Raw genomic sequence first — 18,970 nt, forward strand, 5'->3', positions numbered from 1 at the left:
GCTGTGTGCGGTGATGGCTCGGTATGCTTCATAGATTCCGTGGCGCCGCTTCCGCTGGAGATACATAACGTCATGTTGGGAATTGATCGTAAGTATAGGCTGGAGCGAGACGAAGAAAGATTCAAACTGAATGACGTGGAGAAGAAAGCACTTATCTTTGTTGATACGTACTATAGAGAAAATCAACTATAGGATTGGTCAGGCTCCTKAGACCTCAAGCGTTGAGATCCGCTGCTCGATTTTGGCCTTGGTCGCCGCTCTAGCCAGGACACATACTTGCGGCGTTTTGAGTGCGTTCCCGTCGTTAACACCAGGCGAAGCATTGGCGTAGCCATCAACGGCGCTATGCGGATAACTCACATCGCCCTCGCGGGTTGCTCGACACGGAAAGCGAGTTAATATCTCAAGTCTGCCCGCCGATAAGTCGGGATTTCCCTGGGAGGTGCCATGAATCCGCGGCGCGTTCATGAACTTATGCGTCAGCATTTCCCGCCGGTTGATGCGGCGTCACGAGAATGGATACACATCGTTGGGCCGGAAGGCCTTCGGAAACGGGAACTACTGTACTTACTGGACAAGTATCTTCCAGCAGAGCGCGTTCTCGTTGAAGTACATCGAAAGCTCGGCGACTACCTTAGCAAGAACGAAGCCGCAGTATTTTCTGCCGCGCACTGGGGAGATGGCGAGATTCATTTAGCCGATCGGGATTTTCGTGGCTTCGTTGTCATTGGTCACAATGGTGTCGCAACTGGTTGGTCCAACTCTTGAATGCGTTCTGCGAGGAGACTCAAAGTGGACGGTCATACGGAAAATTAGCTGCGCCTGATGCTGGAAGGCGAGAACCCGCGCTCATACAGGCTCGATCATGTCAGCGCGGGAATGACCGATTCGCAATGACCTTCAGTCGTCTGCAGCGTAGAGTACGCGTGGCCGAGACGGGTCGACTACGGAAGTTCGGGGCCGAGTCGGGGCGATCGAGCGTTGGCCGGCGACGAGCTTCCGGGTTCGGCCAAGTACAGCCCGTCGACATCGATGCCTGGATCGTTGACAATCGTTTCCCGCGCGTAAGCAAACAGGAGCCCGCTTTGCCTTCAACGAATCTGCGTCTCTACGTCGACGCTCAATTCGCAAGTCCATATGCGATGTCGGCCTTCGTGGCCCTTCATGAAAAGGGATTGTCGTTTGAGCTGGTAACCATCGACCTGGCCAACAATGTGAACCTCGAACCTGGGTATGCAGAGCGCTCACTCACGCAGCGTGTACCTGCGCTGATTCACGGCAGTTTCGCTTTGTCCGAGTCATCAGCAATAACTGAATATCTCGACGAGGTTTTTCCGGGCATCTCGTTATACCCAAAAGATGCGATCAGTCGCGCTCGGGCACGCCAGGTCCAAGCGTGGCTGCGAAGCGATCTCATGCCCATCCGGCAGGAGCGGTCCACTGAGGTGGTGTTTTACGGCGCTCCCGCGGCGCCCCTATCTGCTGCAGCACGTACAGCTGCAGCAAAACTGTTTTCTGCTTGCGAGGTGTTGCTTACCGACCACTCACCGAACCTCTTTGGCGAGTGGTGCATCGCAGACGTCGACCTTGCTCTAATGCTGAACCGGCTCGTCCTCAATGGTGATACGGTGCCGGGAAGGTTGGCTGACTACGCTGCGCATCAGTGGCAAAGGCCGTCTGTTCAGCGTTGGGTCGCCCTGAATCGCGCCCCGCTGTGAAACCCTCGAACTTGCTGCAGGTTCTTCCTTGTTTCTGTTCATGCTGGCGTTTTGACTTAGAACGTCTAACAAAATGACTTCCTGAGGTGCCGCCAGCAGTTTCGTACCGGGAGTTTCGCGCGCGATATGGTGGTGGTGGACAGCCTGGCGAAGCGGTCGCCGACAACATCGCCACGTGCACGCCAATCYGATCCTGACTCCTCACATCGATCGCCAGGACGATCGGCCATAGCCGGACAGATGAAAGTCACACGGGAAAAGAGGCGTTTGTCATGAAGTATTCATAAAATTCGACGACATTGCTGGCGAAGCATCCACCCCGCTTTTTCCAAAAACTCCGGCGACTCATGCGTTTGAAATGACAGGCAACTCGGCATCGGTCAGCGTGCTTGCGCTGACAGGATTCTTGAGTGGCTTGGGGCTCCTGATTGCGACTGGGRTGGTGCGTGCGCAGTCGACGGGTACGTCGGGGGGGCCATCACGGTCGGACATGCCTCTCCATGGACCGGCCACTGCTGCCACATTGCCGTTGACGGGTGTGCCGGCCATCAGCCTCACGGCCGGGAGAAATGAAGGGTTTTTCGACTTCGACATACCCGCGCTACCCTTGGATTCCGCACTTGACCGCTATGCGGCGCAGTCCAGACGGCCGGTGCTTTTTCGAAGCGAACTCGTGACCGGGCGCATGTCGTCAGCTGTGCAGGGGCGTTTCTTGCCCGAAGCCGCGCTGAACCAGCTGCTCAAGGGGACGGGCCTCGTCGCAGAACGAGACAATGCAGGGGGAGGCGGCAGTGCCTTTGTCTTGATGGAAGCCGATGAGCACGCCGCACCGGCACCCTATGCCGGGATCGACAATCTGGTCAGTGATCGACGGTATCCTGGCCAGGTTCAATCCCGCATCTGGCAGGCACTCTGTAGCGCCCCACGGACCGCCCCCGGGAATTACCGCGCGCTCATGCGCTTTCAATTGAGCGCCGATGGCCGCATCCAAGGGGTGCGCTTGCTTGGTTCGACGGGGGAGCCCCAACGTGACGTGGCGCTGATGGATACCTTGAGAACGATCCGGGTTCCTCCGCCACCGCTGGATATGGTGCAACAACCGCTAACCATGTTGATTGTCCCCGGGGATCACAATGGCAGGCTTCGCTGCGACAGGGAGGCGTTCTAGCTATGTCCGACGACGCGCAGCCGGCCTTGCTGGAACATTTGGCCAATCGCTACGCCAACCTCAAGCGAAGTCTCGTGCGGGTGCTGGGCAGCGATGACCTGGCTGGCGATGCTTTGCACGATACCTATCTGAGGTTGCAGCGCCAGGAGAACCGCGGGCCGATCCTGAGCCCGAGTGCCTATCTGCTGCGCATGGCGGTCAATATCGCCGTCGATATTCAGCGCAGGCAGAGCCGCAATTTGTCGACCGACGACGTTGAGGCGCTCATGGATCTGTCCGATCCCGCACCCGGTCCGGCGCAGGTGGTCGAAGACCGTGCCGAGCTCGAGGCCTTGAGCAGAATCATGGCGCGCCTGCCGGCACGCCGGCGGCAAGTCTTGCTGCTGGTCCGCTGGGAAGGATTGTCGCAGAAGGAAGTGGCCGAGCGACTGGGGGTTTCGATACGCACGGTCGAGAACGAATTGAAGCGCGCGCACGATTTCTGTGCCCAAATGTCGAGCAGACAAAAATAGTTGAGGGATTTGAGCATTGTCATTCGTCTTTACTCGTGAAACGCAATCCGCGCCGAAGTTGCGCGCGGCTCGACGACGCCATCCAGAGCGTGTCTTCATGGTGGCTTGATTCGATATCGTGAAGAAACCCATCGACCAACATGCCGTCTCCAACGACGCGCTCCAGGAGGAAGCGCGGGCTTGGGTGCGCTTGCTCACCTCGCGCGAAGTCAATGCATGGGATGCGCAAGGATTTCAACGCTGGCTGCAGAGCAGCCCGGCCAACAAGGAAGCGTTCAACGAAGCCAAGCGGCTCTGGACTGCGATGAAGCCGGCGGCAGGGGAATTGCTGCGTGCCAATCCGGGGATCGCCGCCGCACACAGCCATGCATCACGCCCCGTGCAGTTGGGGCGCCGTGCATTCATGGGCGCAGCGGTGAGCGCTGCGGCCGTAGCGGCCGTAGCCGTGGTGTACCCACCCCTTGGGGTTTGGCCAGCGATCACGGAGTGGGGGGCGGACTACCGTACCGCCGCCGGCGAGCGGCAGGAAATCGGGCGAGCCGGCAGTGTTCTTGTTACGCTCAACACGCGGACCAGCGTTCGACGACAGATGGACGATGGCGAAATGGTCGGCCTGGAACTCATCAATGGGCAGGCCGCCGTCGACCTGTTCCGGGGCGGCCGGCGCTTCGTCGTGACGGCGGGAGTCGGCCGAAGCGTAGCCGAATCGGGACGCCTCGACGTGAAGTCTCTCAACGGCAAGGTCTGTGTCACCTGTCTTGAAGGTGCCGCGCGCGTGGAGCATCCCTCGGGGATTCGCGCACTCCTGGCTCGGCAGCAAGCCATCTACGACGATCGTGTCGTCAGCTCCGTCGTCGGCGCTGAACCGCAGGAGGTGTCGGCTTGGCGCACCGGAGAAATGGTGTTCCGCAATACGCCGCTTGCCGAGGTGGTCGAAGAAATCAATCGTTATCGACCCGGCCGTGTCGTGCTGGTGAACAACGCCGTTCGCGCCCACCTGGTGAGCGGTCGATTCCTGATTACGTCTCTCGATGCGGTGCTATGGCAAATCGAGCGTACCTACAAGCTTGAAGCCACGTCCTTGCCAGGGGGACTGCTGGTCCTGAGTTGAGCCGTCCGGCACGAGGGCTGGCCTTTCCACCGCGCAAAATGCATCGGGTGTGGAATGCCCACCGCCTCACGAGGTTCGCCGCTGTAGCCCGGCGAGAAAGTGCAAAGTCAAAAAAATAGTTGAGGGATCTGGCGGTAGCCATTCGTCTTGTCTCAGCGAGTTGCTGTTGCCGCTTACTGCGAAGCGGAACCAGACAAAACGCGAAGGACGTGGCAGCCCGGCACCGGGCGGGCTGCCGTAGCGGAATCGACTCAACTATTGGGCAGGACTTCAGATGAGCACACGCGGGCGCAAGTGCGCAATAGCGAAATCACGACACCTGGCACCGGCGGCACGGCCATTGCGCATGGCGCCGCTGACCCGGGCCGTTGCCATGCTGCTTGCCACTGGCGGGGTCTGGGGTACGGCGCAGGCGCAGCAGGCGTTCAGCAATGCATGGTTTGCGGCCAAGGGCGCGGCGCAGAGCGCGGCGCAGCAGACCGGGCGCCTGCCCAACGGCATGCCGGTGTCGGCGCTGACCAACCCCTCGGCGCAGCAGCAACAGGCCAACACCGAGCTACAGCGCTCGCTGGCCAACCTGGGCACGGCCGCACAGGGCATCGCGGCGATGCAGGCGGCGCAGGCCAGCGCGCGTGCGGCCGCCGCGGCGGCGAACGCCACGGTGCCGGACGGGCTGGCCGAGGGCGGCCTGAAGATCGACACCAACAGCCTCACGCAGGGCTGGGTCAGCGCCAACGCGCCGGCGCAGACGGTGGCCGACGGCAAGACGACGGTGGCCATCCAGCAGACCGCGGACCGCGCGGTGCTGAACTGGGAGACCTTCAACGTCGGGCGCAACACCACGGTGGATTTCAAGCAGCAGGCGGACTGGGCGGTGTTGAACCGCGTCAACGACCCGCAGGCGCGGCCGAGCCAGATCCAGGGGCGGATCCGGGGCGACGGCACGGTGATGATCGTCAACCGCAACGGGGTGATCTTCAGCGGCACCAGCCAGGTGGATACGCGCAACCTGGTGGCGGCGGCAGCCAGGATCRGCGACGGCCAGTTCAGCAGCAACGGCATCTACGGGTTCAACGGCACGGCGCCGAGCTTCACCGATGCGCTGGGCAAGGTGGAGGTGCAGGCCGGCGCGCGGATCGCCACGCGCACGCCGGCCACGGTGACGCAGGGCGGGGGCTATGTGCTGCTGCTGGGCGGAGAGGTTAGCAACGCGGGCACGATCGCCACGCCGCGCGGGCAGGCGGCGCTGGCCGCGGGCGACAGCTTCGTGATCCGGCGCGGGGTGGGTACCGACGGCAACACCACGTCGACCACGCGCGGCAACGAGATCTCGCCGCAGTTCGTGGCGAGCGGTAGTAGTGCGGGCAGCGCGGGCAAGGTGGCCAACAGCGGGCTGATCCTGGCCACGGAGGGCGACGTGACGATGGCCGGGCGCGACGTGCAGCAGCTCGGGGTGGCGGTGGCGACGACCACAGTCAACACGCGCGGCACGGTGCACCTGCTGAACTCGGCGGCGGACACGCGAGGGCGGGTGACGCTGGGACCGGGCGCGGTGACTGCAGTGCTGATCAACGACGACGGCAAGACCACGGCGCTGGACAGCCAGCGTGACGCGCTGATCCAGGACTCGGCGGCGCAGGACCTGCTGCGCGGGGGAGCGGCGTTGGGGCTGTTCGACAACCTGTMGAGGCTGTCAGACCGGCGCGACCAGTCGCGGGTGGAGATCGTCAGCGGGGGCGACGTGCTGTTCCAGGGCGACTCGCTGACGCTGGCCACGGGCGGGCAGATCGCAGTGAGCGCGATGGGGCGCAGCTTCGTGGCCAACCGGGCGCAGTTGGATGTGTCGGGGGCGGTGGGCGTGGCGCTGGCGATGGACACGAACAACGTCAAGATCAATGTGCAGGGCAACGAGCAGCGCGACGCGCCGGGCAACCGCGACAGCGGGAACCTGCTCAATGCGAATGTGTGGATCGACCGGCGCCGGCTGGTGTACGTGCCGGCGGGCGTGGGCGGCTACGCGACCGAGCGCTGGTACACGGGGGGCGGGCTGCTGGAGGTGGGCGGCTACCTGGGCAACCAGGGACACCGGATCGGCGAGTGGGCGGCGCAGGGCGGCACGGTGACGCTGGGCGGCAAGGAGGTGGTGACGCAGGCGGGCTCGTCGATCAACCTGTCGGGCGGCAGCCTGGACGTGCAGACGGGGTACCTGAGGCAGACGTGGTTCAAGGGGGCGGACGGGACGCTCCACAACGCCGATAACGCGCAGGCGGGGGTGTTGTACACGGGGCTCTACACGGGCTTCAACGACGAGCACCCGCGCTGGGGCAAGACGGCGACGCAGTTGTTTGCGAGCCCGCTGATCGCGCCGCAGCAGGTGCTGCAGAACGGCTACACGGTGGGCCGCGACGCGGGYCGCCTGCAGGTGAGCGCACCGACGGCGGTGCTCGAAGGCGAGGTGGTGGCCAAGGTGTTCAACGGCGCGCAGCAGACGCAGGCGCGCGCGGCCGGTCTCGCCGACGGCTACAAGCAGGGGCAGTACGCGGTGGCGCAGGCGGGCGGGCTGGCGCTGGGGCAGTACACGGGGCCGGGGCGCACGGGGGTGTTCACCAGCGAGGTGAAGATCGGCACGGAGGCGGGCGTGACGCCGGGCATGGGGGCGGCGGACGCGCTGGACCCACAGCGGCAGAACACGGTGTGGCTGGACGCGGGCATGTTGAACGGCTTCCAGCTCGGCGCGCTGGATCTGGCCAGCGGAGGCCGCATCGTGGTGAGCCAGCCGCTGGTGCTGGCCGACGGCGGCTGGCTGAGCCTGGTGGCGCCCAACGTCGACGTCAATGCCAACATCACGGCGCGCGGCGGCACGGTGAACGTGTCGAACCTGTTCACGCGCGCAGGTGACCGCTATCCCGGCGCGCTGATGGCGGCCGATGGCGCATCGCAACTGACGCTCGAGGCCGGCAGGACGATCGACGTGCGCGGCGTGTGGACCAATGCGCGCATCGATCCGGCCAGGCTTGCCGGGCTAGCCTATGTCAATGGCGGCAACGTCACGATCGACGGCTCGCAAGACGTGACGATCGCCGGCGGCAGCGTGATCGACGTCTCGTCCGGCGCGGCCATCCTGGCCAGCGGCAAGACCATGGGCGGCAAGGGCGGCAACGTCACGCTGATTGCCGGCGACGTGTCCGGCGGCGTCAGCGCTGTCACCGGCAATATGGTGCTGGACGGTGTGATCCGCGCAGCCGGCGTCAACGGCGGCGGCACGCTGACCTTGTCCTCGCCGAACAATGTGCTGGTCGGCGAGAACGCCTCGCTGGCCGGCGGCGTGCTGGCCGCCGGCACGGCGGCGCCGTTGCGGATGCAGCTCACGCGGCCGCTGACCATTGCCGCCGGGCAGCCCTTGCCCTTCACGCTGACGGAGGCGCACAACACGCTGCCGCTCGATGTTCCCGTTCCCATCGACATCTCGCTCTCGGGCGGGTCGGGCATACCGACCGCGGCGGACTGGGTCGTCGCGAACGGGATGAGCGCTTTGTATGCCAGAGGCGCCGATGGCAACCTCGTCTACTATGGCCCCGGTCAGGTGGTGCCGGCCGGGACATTGATCATCGGCGCGTCCGGGTCCGGCACGATCCCGGCCGGGACCGTCATCCCCTCGAGCGTTTTCCCGCAGGGCCTGCAGATCGACCCTTACCGTCTCGTCTATGCCGCCGGCTCGGTGCAGGCGCAGGATATGACCTACCAGGCCGGCACGGTGATTCCACCGGGCACGGCCCTGCCGCAGACGGTGTCGGTGGCGCCGGCCCCGGCGCTCAGCCCCGCGTTCTTCCGCGCGGGCTTCTCCAACTACGACATCAATGCCGGGCTGGGCATGCTGGTGGCGGGTTCCGCCATCGCGCCGGCCATGCCCATGTACCGGATCACCGCCGGCAGTCTCGTGGCGCCCTCGGGCAGCGATCCCTCCGCGGCGATGTCCTTGTGGCTGCCGCCGCTGTATGCCGAGCACCCGCAGAGCGCGACGCTCACGCAGCGCGGCGGCGCCAGCCTGACGCTGCGCTCGCAGACCCGCAGCCAGAACGGCCTCCTGATGGGCGGCGGGTCGATCATCATGCAGAAGGACGCCTCCATCACCGTCGATCCTGGGCAGAGCATCAAGATCGACGCCACCGGGCAGATCGATATCGAGGGTACGCTGACGGCGCACGGCGGCAGCATCAGCCTGGTCAACGAAGCGGACGGCTCCGTCGACACCCTGCGCAATTTCGATGTGGCCGGCGTCGGCCGCGGCGTGTCGGTGTGGGTCGGCCCGAGCGCCAAGCTCGATGTCTCGGGCCAGGGCTACGCGGCGGTGGACGCCCAGGGGCGCAGCTATGGCACGGTCATGGATGGCGGCACCATCAAGCTCAGCGGCGGCACCGCGTTCGTGGTGGTGCGCCCGGGCGCCGAGCTGGACGCCAACGGCGCCCGCGTCGTGGTCGATGCGGGCACGGTGGACGCGCGGGCCGCGGCGGGCGGCGCCCTCACGCTGGCGAGCAATGGTGGTGCCATCTCGCTCGATTCGCTGAGCGGGCTCTACCTGGACGGCACTCTGCACGCCGCCAGCGGCGGTGCCGGGGCCAGCGGCGGCAGCCTGTCGATTGCGCTGCTCACGCCCTATTTCTCCAACCTGGGCGGAGCGCTGCCGGCCAACGTCCTGGTGCCGAGCATCATGACCGTGGTGCAGGCGCAGCCGTCGCCGTCGCTGCCCGCGGATCTCGCCGCGGGCACGAACGCCGCCGCGCTGGCCTTCGGCCGGGCCGCCGTCAGCGCGGACGCGGTCAAGGCCGGCGGCTTCGACGCGCTCGCGCTGCGGTCCGGCGACTACATGCAGTTCTCGGGTGACGTCGCGCTGGCGCTCGGCAAGAGCTTGTCGCTGACGGCGGGGGCATTCACCTCGGGGCCCGTGCTGGCGGGGTCTCCCGATGCCTCCACGCCGCCGGCAAGGGGCAGCGTGCGTATTGCCGCGCCGTACGTCCTGCTCAGCGGGGTACCGGTCATCGTGCCGGACGGCAACAGCACTGGCACGATCTACAACCCGCGCAGCACGGGGGCACCGACCGTCGCGACCTTCGAGGTCGATGCGAAGCAGATCGATATCCAAGGGCTGCTCGCTTTCTCGGCGGAGACCCGGCGCTACGATTCGTCCATCTACGACTGGGTCTATACACCGGCTCCGGGTTTCCGCACGACCCGGCTGGTCAGCCAGGGCGACATCCGCTTCCTGCCCACCACCGTCGACCAGGGGACGACGCTTGCCAGCGCCTGGGACGTCGACCTGCTGGCCGCCCAGGTGTACCCAGCCACCAATGCGAGGGCCACCGTCATCGCGGGGCAGAACAATCCAGGCTACGTGGCGAAGCTGACGATCGGGCGCACCACGCCAGACGTGCCGGACGCTCCCCTGTCCGTGTTCGGCAGCCTGAGCTTCCAGGCGCCCATCATCGAGCAGGGCGRCATCGTGCGCGCCCCCTTCGGCGCCATCACGCTGGGCACCAACTACCCGGCGACGCAGCGGGTCGACCTGTTGCCCGGCAGCTTGACCTCCGTCTCGATGGCCGGCCTGACCATTCCCTATGGCGGCACCGTCGACGGCGTGACCTACACCTACGGCGGCGCCAGCGTGCGGCCCCTGGACCTCACCGGCTTCACCGGCAACAGCATCTTGCGGTCCGGGGCCGGGATCACGCTGGACGCGCAGGCGGTCAACGTACAGGGCGGGGCGACGCTGGACCTCTCCGGCGGCGGCACGCTGACCGGCGCGGGCTTCGTTTCGGGCCGCGGCGGCTCGGTCAACATCCTCACCACGCCGCTGGTCAACGCCAACCCGGCCACGCCGCTGAGCAAGGCGAGCGACAAGGTCTACGCCATCCTGCCGGGCTATGCCTCCGGCTACGCGCCGGTGGCGCCGGAGAACGGCGCCGGCGACCCGGCCATCGGCCAGCAGATCACCGTGGGCGGGGGCGTGCCCGGCCTGCCGGCGGGCACCTACACGCTGCTGCCCTCCAACTACGCGCTGCTGCCCGGCGCCTACCGGGTGGAACTCGGCGCGGGCGGCGGCAAGCCGCTCGGCGGCGTTGCCGCGGTCGGCACCGGCACCTATGCCACCGCGGTCCAGACCGGCACCGCCAACACCGGTTTCCGCGGCGCCTTGCCGCTGACGGCGCTGATCACGCCGGGGACGGCCGTGCGCCGCTATGCGCAGTACAACGAGCAAGGCTACGCCGACTTCTTCACCGCGGGGGCGGCGCAGTTCGGCGGCCTGCGCCCGCTGCTGCCGGGCGACGGCAAGATCCTGCAGATCAAGTTCGAGCAGCCCGGCACGCCGCCGGGCACCTCGGCGCTGAGTTTCGCTGGGACCGCGCGACTGCGGGGCGACGCGGGCGGGATCGACGGCTCCGTGGCCCTGTCGAACGTGGGCGAGATCGTCGCGGACGCCGCCACGCCGGGGTTCGGCGGCACCTCGGTCCGCGCCGCGGACCTGAATGCCATCGCGTCCCCGCGACTGCTGATCAACGGCACGGTGGGTGTGATCAACGGCACGCTGATGTTCCAGGGCGGGCAGGACCTCGCCATCCGCGACGGCGTCACGCTCCGGGCCGGCGAACTGGTGCTGGTCGGCGGGAACATCGGCGTCGGYAACAACGTGACCTTGAGCACCATCGGCCAGGGCGGGACGCCGTTCGACTCGGCCTCCACCGGCATGGGCTACACCACCGGCTACGGTACCTCGGTGCTGGCGTTGTCCAACGGCAAGCTGGACTTCCTCGGCTCGCAGGGCACCGGCGCCATCACCATCGGCGCGGGGTCGCAGCTGTACTCCGAGGGCACGCTGGCGTTTGCCACCAACGGCGGGGTCAACATGGACTCAGGCGCCCGCTTTGGTTCGCGCAATATTGCACTGGCCATGAACACCATCAACGTCGGCAGCAGCGGCGACATTGCCGCGGCGGGTGCCCCGGCTGGGCTGCTGTTCGACCAGGCGCTGTTCAATCGGCTGGTCAGCGGCGATCTGCCGCAGGGCGTGCCGGCACTGCAGACGATCGCGCTGGGCGCGTCCAGCGCGATCAACCTGTTCGGCAGCGCCGGCCTGGACGCCGCCGGCGCCGGCATCAACCTGGTGCTGAACACGCCCGCGATCTATGGCTGGGGCGGGGCCGGCGATCATGCCACCATCGCGGCGGGCAAGATCACTTGGAACGGCATCGCCGGTGCCACGCCGCCGGCGATCGTCGGCAATGGCCCGGGAACGGGCCTGGGCACGCTGGACCTGGTGGCCAGGGAGATCGACCTCGGCCAGTTCGTGTCGCTGGACAATAGCAAGGCCGGCCGCACGGTCTATGGCTTCGGCAACGTCAACTTGAGGGCCAGCGAGAAGATCGTGTCGGCCGGCAACGGTTCGCTCTTCGTCTACCAGGCGGCCAGCGCGGACCCTGGCGCGGTGTTCGGCCAGAGCGGCACGGGCGGCAACCTGATGCTGGCAACGCCGCTGCTGACCGGCATGCAGAAGTCGATCATGGCCTATACGGCGGGCGGGGCGCTGAACGTGCTGGCGCCGCAAGGCCAGGCGCCGAGCCAGGCGAACTCGACCATCGCAGGCGCGCAGATCGACCTGGGCGGCGACAGCGTCGCCATCGGCAGCACCATCCTGCTGCCGAGCGGCAAGCTGGTGGTGAACGCCACCCACGACATCGCGCTGGACGCCGGCAGCCGCATCGACCTGAGCGGCCAGCCGTCGACCATCCAGCGGGCCACGGTCTATGGCTTCGGCGGCACGGCCAGTTTCAACAGCGCGCAGGGCGGCGTGGCGCAGGCAGCCGGCGCGGTGATCGACGTCTCGGCGATCCATGCGAATGCCGGCGAGATCACGATCGATGCGGGCAACGGGCGGGTCGCGCTGAACGGAACGCTGAATGGCGGCGCGACCGATGGCCAGGCCAGCGGCGGCTTCAGTGCCAGGGCGGCTACCTTCGCCGACTTCGCGGGGTTGAACGCCGCGCTGACCCGGGGCGGCTTCTTCGACGCCCGCAGCTTCACCGCCAGGCAGGGCGACCTCGTGGTTGGCGACGGTGTGAAGGCGCACAAGGTGTCGATCGCAACGGACGGCGGGCAGCTGACCGTGACCGGCACCATCGATGCATCGGGCGTGGCCCCCGGCACGATCCGCCTGTCGGCCGCCAACGGGCTGACGCTGGCATCGGGTGCCGTGCTCGATGCGCGCGGCACCGTGCTGCAGGCAGATAGCTACGGGCTGCCGATCGAGGCCAGGAACCGCGGGCATGTCGAGCTCACCGCCGCCGGCGGTACCCTGACGCTGCAGCCGGGCGCCACCATCGACCTGTCCACGCCGGGCAGTGTGGCCTATGGCGACGTCGTATTGAATGCGCAGCGCGTCGGCGCGACCGCGGCGAGTGCGACCGGCGTGGGGGCTCCGGCCAATGCGACCGGCAACGATGTCGCCATCTCGGCAGCCGGACCGCTCACCATCCGCGGAGCGCGCAGCATCCAGCTCAACGGATTTGCCACCTATGCGAACGCGCCGGCCGATCCGGGCGATCCCGTCGGCCAGGTCATCACGCAGGGCTGGCTCGATCTCGTCGATCGGGACAGCCAGGCCTTCATGGCCGGCGCGCTCGCCAATGCCGGCCTGCAGAGCCGCATGGCGGGGCTGTCCGCCTATGGCAGCGCCCTGCACCTGCGCCCCGGCGTGGAGGTGGTGAGCGCCACCCCGCAGGGCAACCTGACGGTATCCGGCGATATCGACCTGGCCGGGTACCGCTATGGTCCCGGCGCCGACCGCGATACCACATCCGCCAGTTACGGCGCGGGCGAGCCGCTGGCCCTGGTGATCCGGGCCGGCGGCAACCTCGCGGTCAAGGGAAGCATCTCCGACGGCTTCCGGGCGGTCGCGGGCAAGCCGGCGGTCTATGACGGCATCCTGGACATCACCAACAGTCCCGAGTTCTCGCTCCAGGATGGCTACTGGGGCACGCCGGGTGCCAGCTATGTCGCGTCGAAGGATGTCTACCTGATGACGAGCTGGACGGTGCCGAATGACGATTTCTACAACTACCTCGGCGGCCTCATCGGGTCGGATGGAACCATCTACTACGTCGGCGACACGATCCCCGCGGGCACGAAGCTGTCCGCCTCGGACGGCCTGCTGTTCGAGGCCGGGATCCGTCTGCCGGGTGTCGCGACGACGCTGGTCAGCAAGGGGGCTCCTGGCGCGGCCGCCGCGTCGGCTGCGGCGGCGATGCTGGCGGCCGGTGCGCCATCCGCGTCGCTGCGCCTGGTTGCCGGTGCCGACCTGGCCGGCGCGGACCAACGCGCCTTGCAGACCGTGCGCGCGCTCAATGGAGGCGGCAATCTCACCCTCAGCGATCCGAGCTACAACGCCTCCTTGAACGGCACCTTCTTCAGCGTGCTGCGCACCGGCACCGGCAATCTCGAATTGCTGGCCGGTGGCAGCTTCAGCGAGGCGACCCCGTACGGCGTCTACACCGCCGGCACGCAATCGGCGCCGATCCTGGCAGCGGACGGCAGCAATCCCTACGACATCATCGCCACGCGGGGCGGCGGCCTGCATGCCTGGTACCCGGAGCATGGCGGCGACCTGCTTCTCATGGCCCAGCAGGACGTGACGGGCAGCGTGCAGATCGCCAACAACAATTCCCGCTATGTCGATTCGGACCTGACCGGCAACTGGCTCTGGCGCCAGGGCGGCGGCGTGTCCGCCGATCCCACGGCATGGTGGATCAATTTCGGCGCCTTGACCCGGACCTCCGGCTGGAAGGTGGATAGCTCCATGACCGGCTTCCAGGGGATCGGCACCCTGGGCGGCGGCAACCTGACCGTGATTGCCGGCCGCAATGCCGGCGTGACCGGCAGTGGCCCGACCGGGCTCGACCTCGCGGTGGCTTCGACCGGGCGCGTACTGGCCGATGGCACGGTGGTCGCGACCGGCGGCGGCGATCTCACGCTGAAGATCGGCGGCGGGCTCAATGCGGTGTTTCCGGCCTCCATTCAGGCGCCTGACTACTATGGCGCGATCACGAACCTGCGCGGCGACATCAACGTGAATGCCGGCTCCATCGGCGCGCTCGCGGTCGCGCAAGGCGGCACCCTGTTCACGTCGTTCGATCCGCGCGCGGTCGAAGCCAACGTCTTCAAGCGCTCGGCGAAGACGCCCGGTCCCACGGTGACGCCAGGCGACGGTGTCGTCAACATCGCCACGCGCGGCGACCTGGTGATCGCGGGTGCCGCCGATGCCGGCATGGGCACCCCGGTCGATCAGGCCGGCATTCCCTATCTGCTGCGCAACGCGGACGGGAGCACGACATTCGTCCCGAATGGCGGTACCTCCGCATTCACCCTCTGGACGCCGGCGTCGGCGATCCAGCTGTATTCCGCCGGTGGCGATGTGGCGCCGTTGCCGGGCGGGTCCTTCGGCAACAGCGTGCAGAACAGCAACGGTTTCTATCCGGGCACGCTGATCGTCGCGGCTGCCAACGGCGATATCCGTTTCGCCGAGCCGTTGCCGGGCCTCGCTTATCCGGTGCTCGAGCTGGTGCCGTCGCCGCGCGGCCAGCTCGAACTGCTGGCGGCGGGCTCCATCTATGGGTCGAGCCAGGTGGTGGCGATGTCCGGCGCCGACATGAGCACGCTGGCGACGCCATTGCGCCCGGTCTTCGAAACGGCGGTCGGTGGCGGCGGCACGAACAATGCCAGTCCGACGTCGGCCTATCTGGGCTTTACGCGCAGCAGTCCGATCGCGTTCGGGCCGGACACGCCGCTGGGAAATCTCCATGCGGCCGACGATCAGCCGGCCCTCGTCTATGCCGGCAAGGATATTGTCGACCTGACGCTCGGGCAGGTACAGAATCCGTCGCCAGGGTTCGGCCCGGGCTCCTTCCAGCCGTTCCCGACGACCTGGTACGCCGCCGCCAAGCCGTTCCAGGTCATCGCCGGGCGCGATATCGTCGGCACGGGCACGACGCCGAGTGCCTACCTGAACCTGGATGCGGGCGACATCACGCTGATACAGGCCGGCCGCGACATCTTCCGCCAGTCGGTGACGATCGCCGGGCCGGGCCTGCTCCAGCTGCAGGCAGGGCGCAATCTGTACCAGGGCTATGACGGCGCGCTGACGAGCGCGGGCGATGTCGTCAACCCGTCGAACAAGTCGGGCGGGGCCGGCATCACGGTGCTGGCCGGTGTCGGCGCGAACGGCCCCGACTACACGGGCTTCGCCAGACTGTACTTCGATGCGGCGAACCAGTTGAACGCCGGCACGCCGCTGGCGGGCAGCGGCAAGGTGGCGCATGCCTACGACGGAGAACTGCTGGCCTGGCTGCGGCAGCGCTTCGGCTACAAGGGCGCGGCGGCCGATGCGCTGGCGTATTTCCTGGCGCTGCCCGGCGAGCAGCAGGGCGTCTTCGCGCGGCAGGTCTACTTCCAGGAGTTGCTGCTCGGTGGACGCGAGTACAACGACCCGGCGAGTTCGCGCTACGGCAGCTACCTGCGCGGGCGCGAGGCGATTGCGATGCTGTTCCCGAGCGCTGACGCGCAGGGCAGGGCGATCGGCTACCAGGGCGACATCACGATGTTCAGCAGCATCACGGGCTCCAGGACGGTGAACGGCCAGGCGGTACCCGTGACGACGGACGCCGGCATCCGCACCAACTTCGGCGGCGACATCCAGATGCTCAACCCGGGCGGCAGGACCCTCATCGGCGTGGAGGGCGTGCCGGCGGGGACTGGCGCCGGCCTGATCACGCAAGGGGCGGGCGATATCGCTCTGTACTCGAAGGGTTCGATCCTGCTGGGCCTGTCGCGCATCATGACCACCTTCGGCGGCAGCATCCAGGGCTGGTCGTCGGAAGGCGACATCAACGCCGGCCGGGGTGCCAAGACGACCGTGCTGTACACCCCGCCCAAGCGGGTCTACGACGGGCTGGGCAATGTCACGGTGTCGCCGAACGTGCCGTCCTCGGGCGCGGGCATCGCCACGCTGAGCCCGATTCCGGAGGTGCCGCCCGGGGACGTGGACCTGGTGGCGCCGCTGGGCACCATCGATGCCGGCGAGGCGGGCATCCGGGTCTCGGGCAATGTCAACTTCGCGGCGCTGCAGGTGGTAAACGCGGCCAACGTGCAGGTTCAGGGGAAATCGACGGGGCTGCCGGTGGTCGCCACCGTGAAGGTGGGGGCGATGACCAATGCCAGTTCGACGGCGTCGCAAGCTGCCGCCGCTGCGCAGGATGCGATGACGCGTGATCGCGCGGCGCAGCGGCAGAACTTGCCTTCGATCTTCACGGTGCGCATGCTCGACGCCGGCACGGAGTCGTCGTCGCCCGCTGATGGCGAGAGCAAGAAGGCGCCTGCTGGCGGCCTCCAATCCAGCGCGCCATACGATCCGGCGAGTCCCGTGCAGTTCGTCGGCCTGGGCGGGCGATTCAATCCTGCCCAGCTGGAACGACTGACTGACGACGAGCGCCGCAATCTGAAACAGATCCGGTAGCAGCCAAGCCAGCGGCATCCGCGTCTATCGTGGCATCGCCTTCTCTAACGCCTCACAGCGTTCGGCATGACGGCGTCGAGGCGGGAGTGTTGGCGCTGGAATCACCTGTGCGGTTAAGGACTTCGTAGTGGAACACGGAGATGGACGTCTCATGGATACGAGCATTCCGCATTGCATCAAGGCTCCCGGGACAACTGGCGGCGCGGCCGGTGCGGCTTCCCATGCTGGTGAGTCCGGGGTCGTCCTGCGCGACTTCCTGGTATCGAACTATGACCAGCTCCGCCGACGCCTGACGCGCCATATTGGTTGCCCGGACATGGCGTGCGACAGCCTGCAGGAGGCGTGGCTGCGCCTGGGGAGCGCGACACTCCCTGACGCGGTACGTAGCGCCGAGGCTTACGTGTATCGCGTCGCTTGCAACCTCGCGACGGATCAGTTGCGTGACCGTCGTATCTGGCCATCGCTGGCCGATGCAGACACCGTGTTCGAGCATCTTGCCGACCATGGACCGGGGCCGGAAGCCGTCGTGGAAGCGCGCTCGGATCTGGCGGCGCTCGATCGTGMGCTGGAGAACGTTCCGGGCCGTCACCGGCGCGTGCTGGTGGGCCTGCGCCTGGAGGAACTGACCCGCGAGGAAGTGGCTGCACGCCATGGCATTTCGCTGCGCAGCGTGGATACGGTGCTGCGTCAGACCCTGGACTACTGTGCGACGCAGACCGGGCGGCGCGCCGTCGGGGGTGTCAACACGCCGCGGCGCGCGTTACCGCACGAGAGAAAGAGGGACTGCGGTGCCTATGCATCGGAAAAGGAGGCGCCAACCGGGGCGTACTCCGCGCTTGTGGATACCGCCCATTCCTTATGCACGGTCGAATAAAGGGCGACGAGGCGCGCGCCGCGCCGCGGTACGAGGTCGACTTCCCGGGAATCTCAAGAAGGCTGGCGAGCCGGGGGGGTGCAAATCAAAACGCGGCCCTTTGCTCCGAATTGAAGCATTGCTGCTCGTGCGACCGCGCCGCAGCAAAGCTTCAATGGTCCTGGGAAGGACGTTGACGCGTCGACACATGCCGCCGTCCAGTCTAAGGCGTCTTCCTGGGCGCGGGGAAGCCTGTTCGCAGCCTTGGAACACTAGGTGGAAATGACGCTTAGTCGGTCGCCGTGACCCGGCTGGCATCTGACTGAATCCACAGCCAGTTTCGGTCTCTCGCCATTACGTCTGCTCGGCAAACGGGGGAAGTTGCACCATGAGGAGCGTTGCACCTGGCGACGACTGGATGTCGAAGATTCCCCCAAGCTTGCCGACGCGCGCGCGCATACTGCGCATGCCCGTTCCATGGTCTTCTCCATCGCCGTGGGGAATGAAGCCCACGCCATTGTCTTGGACGGTGACTCGTAAGCCCTGCTCGTCATAGCGCATGCCGATTTCGACTTGGCTTGCGCGGCTGTGCTTGAACACGTTCGTCAATGCCTCTTGCACGATTCGCATGATCTCCATGCTCTTAGCGGATGGCAGAACGCAGGCCTCAATGCCGGAAGGGTACCAGTGACATTCGATGCCTTGTGTTTCAAGCAGCCGCGTCAGGCGGTGCCGCAGCGGTGCAAGCTGGTCGGCCAACGTTGTCTCGCCATAATGCTGGCTTGCGGTCGAGTCGATGATAAGGCGCAGATCGTCACGCAATTCCTTCAGGATGGACAGGAAGCGTTGCGGTGGGACATCCTGGGGTGCGCGTTCGAGCGCCACGATATTGCTTACCAGTGTGCCTCCCAGGCCGTCATGCAGGTCATGCGCAAGGTTAAGGCGTTCGCCAAGGCGTGCGTTGGCGATCTCCAGTTCGTGCTGACGCTGCAATGTACGTGTGAGTTCAGACCTGGCCGCTTCAACGCTTTGCGTCAGGTCCTCGTTGAAGC

At 66.7% G+C, this 18,970-nt stretch carries 9 protein-coding genes; 8 read left to right on the forward strand and 1 reads right to left on the reverse strand.

Annotated elements, in window-relative coordinates; translation table 11 throughout:
* From AC1DS3_RS20160 to AC1DS3_RS20195, 8 genes are all read left to right on the forward strand, one after another.
* The coding region (locus tag AC1DS3_RS20160) for a hypothetical protein (protein WP_477127809.1) at nt 1-192 on the forward strand (192 nt) is incomplete at its 5' end.
* A gap of 255 nt (nt 193-447) precedes the next feature.
* Entirely contained in the window at nt 448-768 is a 321-nt protein-coding gene (locus AC1DS3_RS20165) for a hypothetical protein (RefSeq protein ID WP_441631948.1), read from the forward strand.
* A 317-nt stretch (nt 769-1,085) separates the two neighbouring features.
* A complete protein-coding gene (gene yfcF / locus AC1DS3_RS20170) occupies nt 1,086-1,718 on the forward strand; it encodes a glutathione transferase (protein ID WP_441631950.1) in 633 nt (210 codons plus the stop codon).
* A 607-nt stretch (nt 1,719-2,325) separates the two neighbouring features.
* Nucleotides 2,326-2,886 (forward strand): secretin and TonB N-terminal domain-containing protein, encoded by a 561-nt coding sequence (locus tag AC1DS3_RS20175; protein WP_477127810.1) that lies wholly within the window; start codon nt 2,326-2,328, stop codon nt 2,884-2,886.
* Nucleotides 2,887-2,888: 2 nt separating this feature from the next.
* Complete coding sequence (locus tag AC1DS3_RS20180) at nt 2,889-3,398, forward strand: RNA polymerase sigma factor (RefSeq protein ID WP_441631954.1); 510 nt, start codon at nt 2,889-2,891, stop codon at nt 3,396-3,398.
* A 118-nt stretch (nt 3,399-3,516) separates the two neighbouring features.
* A complete protein-coding gene (locus AC1DS3_RS20185) occupies nt 3,517-4,509 on the forward strand; it encodes a FecR family protein (RefSeq protein WP_441631956.1) in 993 nt (330 codons plus the stop codon).
* A gap of 346 nt (nt 4,510-4,855) precedes the next feature.
* A complete protein-coding gene (locus AC1DS3_RS20190) occupies nt 4,856-17,065 on the forward strand; it encodes a filamentous haemagglutinin family protein (protein WP_477127811.1) in 12,210 nt (4,069 codons plus the stop codon).
* A gap of 151 nt (nt 17,066-17,216) precedes the next feature.
* Nucleotides 17,217-17,939 (forward strand): RNA polymerase sigma factor, encoded by a 723-nt coding sequence (locus AC1DS3_RS20195; protein WP_477127812.1) that lies wholly within the window; start codon nt 17,217-17,219, stop codon nt 17,937-17,939.
* A 333-nt stretch (nt 17,940-18,272) separates the two neighbouring features.
* Here the strand turns inward: AC1DS3_RS20195 and AC1DS3_RS20200 are convergent.
* Nucleotides 18,273-18,970: sensor histidine kinase (locus AC1DS3_RS20200; protein ID WP_477127813.1), on the reverse strand; the 698-nt coding region annotated here is incomplete at its 5' end.

The sequence above is a fragment of the Cupriavidus sp. 01L46 genome (assembly GCF_056399905.1).

Excerpts from the sequence above, each read along its gene's own strand:
- AC1DS3_RS20180 (WP_441631954.1), top strand. The coding sequence starts at position 2,889 with ATGTCCGACGACGCGCAGCCGGCCTTGCTGGAACATTTGGCCAATCGC.
- AC1DS3_RS20165 (WP_441631948.1), top strand. The coding sequence starts at position 448 with ATGAATCCGCGGCGCGTTCATGAACTTATGCGTCAGCATTTCCCGCCG.